General features: G+C 62.0%; 13 protein-coding genes. 8 read left to right on the top strand and 5 right to left on the bottom strand.

The window, feature by feature from the left end:
• Positions 1–24: 24 nt before the first annotated feature.
• Positions 25–1,089 carry an A/G-specific adenine glycosylase gene (mutY, locus tag AB9K34_RS20980; RefSeq protein ID WP_369956516.1) on the bottom strand — a complete coding sequence of 355 codons (1,065 nt, stop codon included), beginning with the start codon at positions 1,087–1,089 and terminating at the stop codon, positions 25–27.
• An 82-nt stretch (positions 1,090–1,171) separates the two neighbouring features.
• Between mutY and AB9K34_RS20985 the strand changes: the two genes are divergently transcribed.
• The 3 genes from AB9K34_RS20985 to AB9K34_RS20995 are packed head-to-tail and all read left to right on the top strand — an operon-like array spanning position 1,172 to position 3,496.
• Positions 1,172–1,681 (top strand): DUF721 domain-containing protein, encoded by a 510-nt coding sequence (locus AB9K34_RS20985; protein WP_369956517.1) that lies wholly within the window; start codon positions 1,172–1,174, stop codon positions 1,679–1,681.
• Between the two features lie 10 nt (positions 1,682–1,691).
• Positions 1,692–2,363, top strand: coding sequence for a DsbA family protein (locus AB9K34_RS20990; RefSeq protein ID WP_369956518.1), 672 nt, complete (start codon positions 1,692–1,694; stop codon positions 2,361–2,363).
• Positions 2,360–3,496 (top strand): CaiB/BaiF CoA transferase family protein, encoded by a 1,137-nt coding sequence (locus AB9K34_RS20995; protein ID WP_369956519.1) that lies wholly within the window; start codon positions 2,360–2,362, stop codon positions 3,494–3,496. The genes AB9K34_RS20990 and AB9K34_RS20995 overlap by 4 nt, the downstream gene beginning before the upstream one ends.
• Before the next feature lie 17 nt (positions 3,497–3,513).
• Here AB9K34_RS20995 and AB9K34_RS21000 read toward each other — a convergent pair whose 3' ends face one another.
• The gene (locus tag AB9K34_RS21000) at positions 3,514–4,080 is read right to left on the bottom strand and encodes a helix-turn-helix domain-containing protein (RefSeq protein ID WP_369956521.1); all 567 of its coding nucleotides are present in this window, start codon (positions 4,078–4,080) and stop codon (positions 3,514–3,516) included.
• A gap of 199 nt (positions 4,081–4,279) precedes the next feature.
• On the opposite strand from AB9K34_RS21000, the gene AB9K34_RS21005 reads away from it, so the two are divergent.
• Positions 4,280–5,455 carry an acetyl-CoA C-acyltransferase family protein gene (locus AB9K34_RS21005; RefSeq protein ID WP_369956522.1) on the top strand — a complete coding sequence of 392 codons (1,176 nt, stop codon included), beginning with the start codon at positions 4,280–4,282 and terminating at the stop codon, positions 5,453–5,455.
• Between the two features lie 103 nt (positions 5,456–5,558).
• Here the strand turns inward: AB9K34_RS21005 and AB9K34_RS21010 are convergent, their stop codons facing one another.
• The 3 genes from AB9K34_RS21010 to mtgA all read right to left on the bottom strand — a co-directional run bounded on the left by AB9K34_RS21010 (position 5,559) and on the right by mtgA (position 8,252).
• Positions 5,559–6,626 carry a sensor histidine kinase gene (locus AB9K34_RS21010; protein ID WP_369956523.1) on the bottom strand — a complete coding sequence of 356 codons (1,068 nt, stop codon included), beginning with the start codon at positions 6,624–6,626 and terminating at the stop codon, positions 5,559–5,561.
• A 57-nt stretch (positions 6,627–6,683) separates the two neighbouring features.
• Complete coding sequence (locus AB9K34_RS21015; RefSeq protein ID WP_369956585.1) at positions 6,684–7,349, bottom strand: glutathione S-transferase family protein; 666 nt, start codon at positions 7,347–7,349, stop codon at positions 6,684–6,686.
• Positions 7,350–7,499: 150 nt separating this feature from the next.
• On the bottom strand, positions 7,500–8,252 hold the full coding sequence (gene mtgA / locus AB9K34_RS21020) for a monofunctional biosynthetic peptidoglycan transglycosylase (protein ID WP_369956525.1): 753 nt from the start codon (positions 8,250–8,252) through the stop codon (positions 7,500–7,502).
• A 149-nt stretch (positions 8,253–8,401) separates the two neighbouring features.
• On the opposite strand from mtgA, the gene AB9K34_RS21025 reads away from it, so the two are divergent.
• From AB9K34_RS21025 to AB9K34_RS21040, 4 genes are all read left to right on the top strand, one after another.
• The gene (locus tag AB9K34_RS21025; RefSeq protein ID WP_369956586.1) at positions 8,402–8,854 is read left to right on the top strand and encodes a GAF domain-containing protein; all 453 of its coding nucleotides are present in this window, start codon (positions 8,402–8,404) and stop codon (positions 8,852–8,854) included.
• 92 nt (positions 8,855–8,946) lie between these two features.
• The gene (locus tag AB9K34_RS21030) at positions 8,947–9,519 is read left to right on the top strand and encodes a helix-turn-helix domain-containing protein (RefSeq protein ID WP_369956526.1); all 573 of its coding nucleotides are present in this window, start codon (positions 8,947–8,949) and stop codon (positions 9,517–9,519) included.
• A 4-nt stretch (positions 9,520–9,523) separates the two neighbouring features.
• A complete protein-coding gene (locus AB9K34_RS21035; RefSeq protein WP_369956527.1) occupies positions 9,524–10,147 on the top strand; it encodes a LysE family translocator in 624 nt (207 codons plus the stop codon).
• A 4-nt stretch (positions 10,148–10,151) separates the two neighbouring features.
• Positions 10,152–10,532, top strand: coding sequence for a GFA family protein (locus AB9K34_RS21040; protein WP_369956528.1), 381 nt, complete (start codon positions 10,152–10,154; stop codon positions 10,530–10,532).
• Positions 10,533–10,537 lie beyond the last annotated feature (5 nt).

A 10,537-nucleotide genomic window follows, 5' to 3' on the forward strand; every position in this document is an offset into this window, starting at 1 on the left:
TGCCGAAGCCATCGGTTATCTGTGTCACGCACCGCGCCAGAGGTCAAAAGCCTTGCGCATCACTGTGGGTAGATCCGAGGGCCGGAAATCGGCGGAGGTAACGAAACTTCCCGTTGCGGGCCGTGCGTCGATGGCGGCGACCGTGGTGCGAACCGTAAGAATGAGATGGAAGTGGGTGAAGGTATGGCGCACCTGTGCGGGCAGCGTATCCCACTCGGCATCGAGCGGCGGCGTCTCTGCCGGGGTCGCGGCCCAGTCGGATCCGGGCCAGCCAAGCATCCCGCCCAGCAATCCCTTGTCGGGCCGACGTTCCAGCAACCAGGCGCCATCCGTCCGGCGCACCAGATAGATGATGCCGTAGCGGGTGGGTTTCGCCTTTTTGGGGGATTTGCGTGGAAGCAGATTGGCGGTGCCTTTCCGTCGCGCGGCACAGGGCGCGTAGACCGGGCAGATGCCGCAAGCCGGTGATTTCGGCGTGCAGATCGTTGCGCCCAGATCCATCACCGCCTGGGCATAATCACCCGGTCGCTCGCCGGGTGTCAGCGCGGCAGCGTGCGCGCGCAGTTCGGGTTTGGCACCGGGCAGCGGCGCGTGAATATCGTACAGGCGCGCCATGACCCGTTCGACATTCCCATCCATCACTGTTTCGGGGCGACCGAACGCAATCGCGGAAATCGCGGCGGCCGTGTAGGGGCCAATTCCGGGCAGCGACAGCAGCGCGTCATGGGTGTCGGGGAATCGCCCGCCATGATCGGCGGTGACGACGCGCGCGCATTTCAGCAGGTTCCGTGCGCGGGCGTAATACCCCAGGCCGGCCCATTCCCCCATCACCGCGCCATCCTCTGCCGCCGCAAGATCGCTGACCGTGGGCCAGCGTTCGGTGAAACGGTGGAAATAGTCCTTGACCGCGGCAACCGTGGTCTGTTGCAGCATCACTTCCGACAGCCAGACGCGGTAAGGATCGGGCGCGCGCGTGTCGCCCGGGGGCACTCTCCAGGGCAAAACCCGGGCGTGCCGGTCATACCAGTCCAGCAGGCTGTCCGCGATCCCCGCGGTCGGACCGGGTGCAGTGGTTTCGTCGTCACGCATTCTTTATGCCGATGGCCTCCGGTTTCGCTGGCACCTGCCTGTGCGGGCTTTACAATAGGCGCAACCGAAGCGGAAACCAGTCATGGCAGAACGGAAATCCACAACCCGAGGGTTCAAGCGAACCGCCAGCGTGCTCAGCGACCGGATTCGCAAGGCCGGCGAGAGCCGGGGATTTGCCGTATCGCGGCTGTTGACACATTGGGCTGAAATTGCCGGCCCGGACGTGGCCAGCATCGCGCGCCCGGTTAATGTCACATATGGGCGTGGCGGGTTCGGCGCGACGTTGACCTTGCTGACCACCGGTGCGCAGGCGCCTATGCTGGAAATGCAGAAAGAAGCCCTGCGCACCAAGGTGAATGCGGTTTACGGCTATAACGCGATCAGCCGCGTGCGGATTACCCAGACCGCCGCAACCGGTTTTGCCGAGGGCCAGGCACTGTTCCAGACCCCCAAACCTGCCAGTGAGCCGACACTGGCCCCAGAAATCCTGGCCAGCGCCTCCCAGGCTGCCAGCCCGATTGAAAACGACGATTTGCGCCAGGCCCTTGAAAGACTTGGGCGCAACGTTCTAAGCAAATCCAAACATCAATGAAGAGGTTCTCATGACCCGACATTTCGCGATTTTTGGCGCGGCGGCCGTTCTGGCTGTCGGTGCCGCATTTTTCGCTGACGAGCGCGCCCCGTTGACATCCCAGACCTTTATCGGAGCGGCCAATGCACAGGATGCCGCCGAGGTCGATATCTCGACGATCGTCGAAATGGTACAGGGTGCCGAAGACGCGCCGATCACGATGATCGAATATGCGTCCTATACCTGTCCGCACTGCGCCGACTTTCATCAGGGTGCGTATCAGGAGATCAAGAAGAACTATATCGATACCGGCAAGGTCAGGTTGATCTACCGCGAGGTCTATTTCGACAAATTCGGTCTCTGGGCATCGATGGTGGCCCGCTGTGGCGGTGCGGAAAAGTTCTTTGGCATTTCCGATCTGATCTACAAGGGCCAGCCGGAATGGTCCAAGATGGGCGGCGCGCAGGAGATCGTGGGCGAATTCCGCAAGATCGGCCGCCTGGCGGGGATCGATGAGGCCGCGCTCGACGCCTGCCTGCAAGATGGTGAAAAGGCGCAGACCCTTGTCGCATGGTACCAGCAGAACGCGACCGAAGATGAGGTGACCGGCACACCGTCTTTCGTGATCAACGGAGAAAAGGTCGCGAACCAGAGCTATGCTGAGTTCGAAAAGCTGTTCGAAGCGGAGCTTGCCAAGCAATGACAGCGCCGCTGGCCGGATTGAAGGTCGTTGAACTGGCCCGCATACTGGCGGGCCCCTGGGCGGGTCAGACCCTGTCGGATCTGGGCGCGGATGTTATCAAGGTCGAGTCGCCCGCCGGCGATGATACGCGGGCCTGGGGGCCTCCCTTTGTCACGCGCGGCAACGATGAAAGCGCCGCCTATTTTCATTCGACCAATCGTGGTAAGGCCTCTGTCACCGTCGATTTTTCGACACCGGACGGGCAGGCGCGTCTGCGCGAGTTGATCCGGGATGCGGATATCTTCATCGAAAACTTCAAGGTTGGCGGTCTGAAGAAATACGGCCTGGATTTCGACAGCCTGTCCGCTGTTAACCCGCGCCTGATCTATTGCTCGGTCACCGGGTTTGGACAGACCGGACCCTACGCGCATCGCGCCGGGTACGATTTCATCATCCAGGGCATGTCCGGTCTGATGTCGATCACCGGTGAGCCCGATGGCCAGCCGCAAAAGTCCGGCGTCGCGATCACCGATATCTTTACCGGTGTTTATGCAACGACCGCGATTCTCGCGGCCCTTCATCAACGCGGGCGCACGGGACGGGGACAGCATATCGACATGGCGCTGCTGGATGTCGCGGTGGCGGTGACGGCCAATCAGGCGCTGAACTATCTGACGACCGGCAAGGCACCACAGCGTATGGGCAACGGCCATGTCAACCTGACCCCTTATCAGGCCTTTGACTGTGCCGACGGTCATATCATCATCGCCACGGGGAACGATGCGCAATACCAGCGCCTCTGCCGCCTGCTCGGACTGGATGACATGGCCGAGGCGCCGGAATTTCTGCGCAACAAGGACCGGCTGGCCAATCGCCGGGTGATGATTGCCCGTCTCAACGGGGCCACGGCCGGCTGGACCAAGGCGGACCTGCTGGCGGGGTGCGAAGCGCAGGGCATTCCGGCCGGCCCGATCAACGATCTGCAAGAGGTCCTGGCGGATCCGCAAGTCGTGGCCCGCGGAATGCAGATCGAGCTTGACGGCATACCGGGCATTCGCGCGCCGTTCCGCTTTTCCGACGCGGAACTGGCGCTGCATCGGCCTGCCCCGAAACTGGGTGAAGACAATCCGGAGCAAGCGCGCGGGGCGGAGTGAGGGCGCGGGTGCCCGGCTCAGGCGTTCTTGACGATAAGGAACACCCGCGCCGCGCCGCTCTCGGCGACGATGGCATGTTCGATATCCGCCGCATAGCGGCCGGTATCTCCGGTATGCAACATGCTTGAGGCGTTGCCCGACGTGACCCGCACCGCGCCCTCCAGCACGGTCAGTTGTTCACGCGCGCCGCGCGCGTGCGGCTGGCTGCGCAAGGCCCCGTCGGGTTTGAACGTGATGTCATAGACTTCGTGTCCACCGGCCTCTTCGGGGGGCGACAGGATACGGATGCGGCATCCCTGGCCCATATTTTCGATGCTGGGAACGTCGTCGGCGCGCAGCAGGTCGATCCGGTCACTGGCAGGGTCGGCATCCAGGAGCCCCGCAAAATCAACCTGCAGGGCGCGCGTCAGGTTCCACAACGTGGCGATGGTCGGGCTGCTTTCGCCACGTTCGATCTGGCTGACCATGGAGCGTGACACACCCGACAGGTTTGACACTGCTTCAAGCGACAGGCCCTGCTCCCGGCGCGCTTCTTTCAGCCGCGCCGGCAACAACGTCAGGATATCGTCCATTTTTTCCGTCATGGCGGATTCATTCCGACGTAGGGTGACACTTGTCAATACGGTTCAAAGGGTTTTGGATGCTTGCCAGCGCTATGCCGCATTGCAGCAGATCAATGTCGGTGTACCAAACATACGTGATTGTCATCCCGGGAGTCGCAACTTCGGCAGAATATTGGTGCCGTACCGCAATCGGGACATTGGCCATAGGAGAGGACCTGTAATGACTGATATCGTAATTCTGGACGGTGCACGTACCGCCATCGGAACCTTTGGCGGCGCGCTTGCCAGCACGGCACCCATCGATCTGGCCACGGTCGCCAGCGAAGCCGCGCTGGAACGGTCGGGTGTCGAGGCGGCACAGATCGGCAATGTCGTGTTTGGTCACGTGATCAACACCGAACCTCGCGACATGTATTTGTCGCGCGTTGCCGCGATGCAGGCCGGTGTGTCCGAGGGAACGCCGGCAATGAACGTCAACCGGCTTTGTGGGTCTGGTGCGCAGGCCATCGTATCCGCCGTGCAATCGCTGATGCTGGGCGACGCGGAATTTGCTCTTGCGGGCGGTGCCGAGAGCATGTCGCGCAGCCCCTACATCGTGCCCCAGCAGCGTTGGGGCGCCAAGATGGGTGACATCAAGACACTCGACATGATGCTGGGCGCGCTGAATTGTCCGTTCGGAACCGGACATATGGGGGTCACTGCCGAGAACGTCGCCGCAGAACATCAGGTCAGCCGCGAAGCGCAGGACGAATTCGCGCTCTTGAGCCAGCAGCGCGCCGCCAAGGCCATCGAAGAAGGGCTGTTTGAGAGCCAGATTGTCCCGGTTCAGGTCAAGGTCCGCCGCGATACGGTTGATTTCAAGGTGGACGAGCACCCCAAGACCACCACGATCGAGGCGCTTGCTGGATTGCGGGCCGTGTTCAAGAAGGATGGCAGCGTCACTGCCGGGAATGCCAGCGGTATCAACGACGGTGCCGCCGCGATCGTACTGGCGACGGCCGATGCGGCAGAGAAGGCGGGGCTGAAGCCCAAGGCGCGCATTCTCGGATATGCGCATGCGGGCGTGCGCCCCGAGGTCATGGGGATCGGGCCGGTGCCGGCGGTGCAAAACCTGCTCAAGCGTACCGGACTGAGCGTGGACGATTTCGATGTGATCGAGAGCAACGAGGCGTTCGCCGCGCAGGCGCTGGCCGTCAACAAGGAACTCGGACTCGATGCAGCGAGGGTGAACCCCAATGGCGGGGCAATCGCGTTGGGTCATCCGGTCGGTGCAACGGGGGCAATCATCACCATCAAGACGCTTTACGAACTCGAACGGACCGGCGGGTCCAAGGGGCTGATCACCATGTGTATCGGTGGCGGCCAGGGTATCGCGCTGGCGATCGAACGTCTCTGAGCGTAAGGGGGCCGGGGGGCGATATGCCCCCCATATCCCGACATCTAAAAAAAGCGCATCGCGTGGTGGGCGATGAAATTGGTCCCTTTGGCCCTGGTCCGATTTACGCAATGCGATTCGGTGCCGCCGCGTTTTCATTCGTCAGCGCCAGAGGAATGCCCAGCAATATGGATGTTCCCTGCTCGACGGCGTTCACCCTTACGCAGCCGCCGTGACTTTTCAGGATCTCTTCCACGATCGACAGGCCCAGCCCGCTGCCTTCTCCGGATTCAAGCTGGCTGAAGCGTCGAAAGGCGAGCTCGACCTTGTTCAATGGCAATCCGCATCCATCGTCTTCGATGATAAGGTGAGCGGCCCGGTCATCGCGGCGCGTTCGCACGCTGATGCGCGACAGGTGCGGGCCTCCGTGCCGCAATGCGTTGTCGATCAGGTTTGTCATCGCCTCTCCGAGGAGCACGGCGTCGCCGATCACGGGCAGCCTTTCGGGCGTGGCGTCGAATTCGAAATCGATGTTTCGCGACAGGATCTCGGGCCCAACATCTGAACAGACCCGTTCCGCGACTTGGTTCAATTCGATGAGTTCGGGTGTCCTGAGGCCGTCATAGCGCAAGCGTTCGAGCGAAAGCAGACTTTCCGCCAACCGGGCTGTTGCGCGCGCAGATGCGATCAGTTCCTGTTCACGTACCAGCCGCTGCTCGGGTTCTTGAACATCGGGCAGGGTTTCCGCCAGCGAAAGCATGGCCGCCGTCGGATTGCGCAACTGGTGCGCGGCGTCCGAGATAAAAGCCTGATGGGCCTGAATGCTGTCTTCCACCTGTTTCAACAGACCGTTCAGCGTTTCCACGATCCCTGAGACCTCAGATTGCACCGGCCGTTTGATGCGACTGAGATCGTCTGGCGACCGCTGCTCGATGGCATCCTGCAATCCGCGCAAGCGGCGCAAGCCAAGCTGGACGCCGAACCAGACGACAACGGCCAAGACCGCCATCAGCGCGCCCATGATCGCCAGGGTGCGCCGCGCGAGCGTCAGGGCAAAGGCGTGGCGATCACTCGCCCGCTGCCAGACCGTGACAACCGTTTCTCCGGTGAGATTGTCGATGGTGGTAAGCTCCGACAAACGCAAAACGCGCACCCGATCACCGCGATAGTTTGCCAAAGTGCCAATGGCCACGCAATCTTGAGCGCCTAGGGCACCACACAGGCAGCGTCCCCGCGCCACCTCCAGAGATCAGAAATCCAGATCTGCATAATGCGGCGGCGGTCGAAAGCCGGGAACCTGATCGACCAGGATCGATCGAAACGCCGGACGGGATTTGATCTTGGCGTACCAGTCCTTGACGACCGAGGACCGGTTCCAGTCCACGTCGGAAATGTAATCCAGCGCCGACAGATGTGCGGCTGCCGCAAAATCCGCCAGCGTCATCACATTCCCCGCCAGCCAGCGACGATGATCCAGCAACCATGCCATGTAATCCAGGTGGTACTTGATCGCCTTTGCCCCGGCCTTGACATTGCGGCTGTCCGGATAGCCTTGCCCCGTGACCTTCTTGTTGATGCGCTCATAGAGCAGTTTCGATGTCACTTCGTGGTGAAACTTGTCATCGAACCATCCCACGAGCCGGCGGACCTCATAGCGGTCTTCGGGCGATGTCGGCAGCAGCGCCGGTTCCGGGCGCGTTTCCTCGAGATACTCGCAGATCGCCGTACTTTCGGCCATCATCCGCCCGTCGAGCTTGAGAACCGGCACCTTTGCGGCAGGGTTGCGGCGCAGAAAGTCGGCATCTGCTTCCCAATACCGTTCTTCTACCAGTTCGACTTCGATCTTCTTTTCGGCCAGCGAGAGCCTGACCTTGCGGCAAAACGGGGAAAGGGGAACGTGAAAGAGGCGAGCCATGATGATCCGGGTGATGGGGATATGTCGCATCTCAATGCCCCGCCCGTGCGGGATTTTCAATCCTTCACGCGCGCCTGTGTCGTCAGGGGCCACAGGGTTGGCACAAATCGGCTCGTGCAACTGGCCGGCGCCCGTGCGCGTCGCTTGGCCTTACTCGAAACACCGGACCCGGCCATCGGCGCGGATGGTTGCCGCACCGTCGGCGATCTGCGCGGCGCGGCGGCGCAGACCTGCGGAAGGCTTGCCCGCGGACCGGGTCTTGGGCGAGGGCAGCACCGCCGCCAGCCGTGCGGACTGGGTCGCGGTGAGCTTGGCGGGATCGACGTTGAAATAATGTGCTGCAGCGGCTCCAACGCCAAACACGCCTTCGTCCATCTCTGCGATGTTCAGATAGACTTCGAGAATGCGTTTCTTGGACCAGATCGCTTCGACGGCGGGGGTAATCGCCGCTTCGAGCGCCTTGCGCAGCCAATTACGATCCTGCCAGAGGAAGACGTTCTTGACCACCTGTTGCGTAATGGTCGATCCCCCGCGCGTGCTGCCTTCGGAAATCGCGGCGCGGATCGCGGCCACGTCGAACCCCCAGTGCAGGCAGAAATTGGCGTCTTCCGCTGCCACGGCCGAGCGGGCCATCACCGGCGCAATGTCTTCGATCGGAACCCAGTTCTGCCGGACCGGTTGACCGAGCCTGCGTCCTTCGCTCCACATGGTTTGTGTCGTCGGCGGATTCACAAAGGCAAACAGCACGACGAGGAACAGAATCACGGCGATCACAACCAGCGCCGCACGCAGCACCAGACTGCGCAGAACCGCCAGCGGGCGCGTCCGCAGTTGCCCAAGGCCCGCGCGCATGCGCCCCTGACTTTTGCTTTTCGGTTTTTTCCTGGTTGCTGTCTTTGCCATGCGCGCAGCTATACCATCCCGCGCGCCATGCAACAGCGTCCGCATGGCATTTGCGCGAAATTTGCGCGTCCATTGGTGCGGGCCCGGGTTGACAACATGCCGTGCTGTTGTTGCATCGGGCCAAAGCATTGATGGGAAATCGAATGGCCATGGCACTGGATTACAACGCGCTCGCAACGACAATCGACTCGCTGACACGCGGGGAAACCGACGAAATCGCGCTTATGGCGACCGTGGCCTGCGAGGTGCATCATGCGGATGATCGCTTTGACTGGACGGGTTTTTATCGGGTTGTGGCACCGGAACTGCTCAAGATCGGTCCCTATCAGGGTGGGCATGGCTGTCTCGTGATCCCGTTTTCCCGGGGCGTCTGTGGGGCGGCAGCGCGCACGGGCGAGACTCAGTTGGTGCCCGATGTCGAGGCATTTCCCGGCCATATCGCCTGTGCAACGTCAACGCGCTCGGAACTGGTGATTCCCGTGCGCGCCGGCGACGGAAGGCTGATCGGGGTATTCGACATAGACAGCGACCGGCCCGACGCCTTCACGCAGCAGGATGCCACGGAATTGGGCAGGATTCTGACCTCGGTGTTCGCGGGATAGGGACTATTCACGCTTTGGCGTGAAATTATGGTTGATTTTTTCATCCGCTCGACGCACCGTGAAAAACACGATCATTTTTTCACGGCAGGCCGATGCTTCAGACCGACACCCTTCATCCACAGAGTCTTGGAGCCGATCTGCGGGCGCTGCGCAAGGCGCGGGGCATCACGCTCGCCGAGCTTGCGGAGTCGCTGGGACGTTCGGTGGGCTGGCTGTCGCAGGTCGAGCGCGACCTGTCCGAACCGTCGATCACCGATCTGCGCCACATCGCGGCGTCTCTGGACGTACCGGTCTCGATGTTGTTCGGTCATGCACCGGCCCCGGCAGCGGAAGCCGGTTATGTCGTGCGCGCAGGGGCGCGGCGCACCATCGGTTCGGGCGCGGCGGGGCTGGTCGAAGAGCTCCTGTCGCCTGATCTGACCGATGATTTCGAAATGGTGCACTCGACCTTCAAGCCGCATTCGCGCATTGGCGAGGTCGTCGTGCGCGCGACGCAGGAGGTGGGTTATGTCATCTCGGGCAAGCTGGACCTCGTCATTTCGGGGCAGGGTTTCACGGTGAACCCGGGCGACAGTTTCCGCATCCGTGGCGAACCGTTCGAATGGATCAACCCGTATGATGAGCCCGCCGTTGCGATCTGGGTGATCGCGCCGCCGGTGTATTGACGCCATGAGCTTTCAGGCCTGGACTATATTTGCGCTGTTCTGGGTGGTGTTCGTGACCACGCCCGGTCCCAATGCGGTCAACTGCATCACCAATGGTATGAACCTGCCGTTTCGCCGTGCGATGATCGGGGTGCTGGCGATCCTCACCCAGGCGAGCCTGTTTCTGGTCCTGTCCGCTTTGGGCGTCACCGCCCTGATCGCGACGTCGCCCACGGGATTCCTGATTGCCAAGCTGACCGGCGCGGGTTTCCTGATCTGGCTTGGCGTCCGTGGCTGGCTGCGCGCCGGTCTGCCGGTGAACGCCGATCAGCGGCCTTCCCGGCACGTCTATCTGCACGCGCTGGCGATTGCCACGATCAATCCCAAAAGCGTTGCGGGTTATCTGGCCGCCTTCTCGCAATTCGTTCAGCCCGACGTGCCGATCTGGCAGCAGATGATCGTCATCATCCCGACCGCGTTGACGATCACCGCGCTCAGCTACACGGGTTTTACCGTTCTGGGGGCGGTGCTTGGCCGCGCTGCGCTCGGGGCGGTGTTCAATGTCTGGGTGCGCCGGGTGATGGCGGTCTGTTTCATCGTCTATGGCGTTCTGCTGGGCATCAGCACCACGCCGCAAGCCGGGAGGTAACGATATGCGCAAGGGATCCTGCAACTGTGGCGGTGTCGCCTTTGAGATCAACGGGCCGATTCAACCGCCGAGCGTCTGCCATTGTGGCCAATGCCGCAAACAATCGGGCCATGTCTGGGCTTCGGCGGTGGTGCAGCAGGCGGACCTCTCGCTGGCCGCGCAGGACAGCTTGCGCTGGTATCGCGCCAGCGACAGCGCAAGGCGCGGATTTTGCGGCACCTGTGGCGCATTCCTGTTCTGGCAACACGATGACGAAGACACGATTTCGGTGGCGATGGGGGCGCTTGAGGCACCGACCGGCCTGCACCTCGCCCGGCATATCTTTGTCGCCGACAAGGGCGATTACTACGACATAACCGACGATCTGCCGCAAAGCGCGCAATAGGAGGA

This window comes from Sedimentitalea sp. XS_ASV28, assembly GCF_041224545.1.
Lineage (GTDB): Bacteria > Pseudomonadota > Alphaproteobacteria > Rhodobacterales > Rhodobacteraceae > Sedimentitalea.

Coding starts and splice junctions, on each gene's coding strand:
- AB9K34_RS21025 (WP_369956586.1), top strand. CDS start 8,402: ATGGCACTGGATTACAACGCGCTCGCAACGACAATCGACTCGCTGACA.
- AB9K34_RS21035 (WP_369956527.1), top strand. CDS start 9,524: ATGAGCTTTCAGGCCTGGACTATATTTGCGCTGTTCTGGGTGGTGTTC.
- AB9K34_RS21040 (WP_369956528.1), top strand. CDS start 10,152: ATGCGCAAGGGATCCTGCAACTGTGGCGGTGTCGCCTTTGAGATCAAC.
- AB9K34_RS20985 (WP_369956517.1), top strand. CDS start 1,172: ATGGCAGAACGGAAATCCACAACCCGAGGGTTCAAGCGAACCGCCAGC.
- AB9K34_RS21000 (WP_369956521.1), bottom strand. CDS start 4,080: ATGACGGAAAAAATGGACGATATCCTGACGTTGTTGCCGGCGCGGCTG.
- mutY (WP_369956516.1), bottom strand. CDS start 1,089: ATGCGTGACGACGAAACCACTGCACCCGGTCCGACCGCGGGGATCGCG.
- AB9K34_RS21030 (WP_369956526.1), top strand. CDS start 8,947: ATGCTTCAGACCGACACCCTTCATCCACAGAGTCTTGGAGCCGATCTG.
- AB9K34_RS21015 (WP_369956585.1), bottom strand. CDS start 7,349: ATGGCTCGCCTCTTTCACGTTCCCCTTTCCCCGTTTTGCCGCAAGGTC.
- mtgA (WP_369956525.1), bottom strand. CDS start 8,252: ATGGCAAAGACAGCAACCAGGAAAAAACCGAAAAGCAAAAGTCAGGGG.
- AB9K34_RS20990 (WP_369956518.1), top strand. CDS start 1,692: ATGACCCGACATTTCGCGATTTTTGGCGCGGCGGCCGTTCTGGCTGTC.
- AB9K34_RS21005 (WP_369956522.1), top strand. CDS start 4,280: ATGACTGATATCGTAATTCTGGACGGTGCACGTACCGCCATCGGAACC.
- AB9K34_RS20995 (WP_369956519.1), top strand. CDS start 2,360: ATGACAGCGCCGCTGGCCGGATTGAAGGTCGTTGAACTGGCCCGCATA.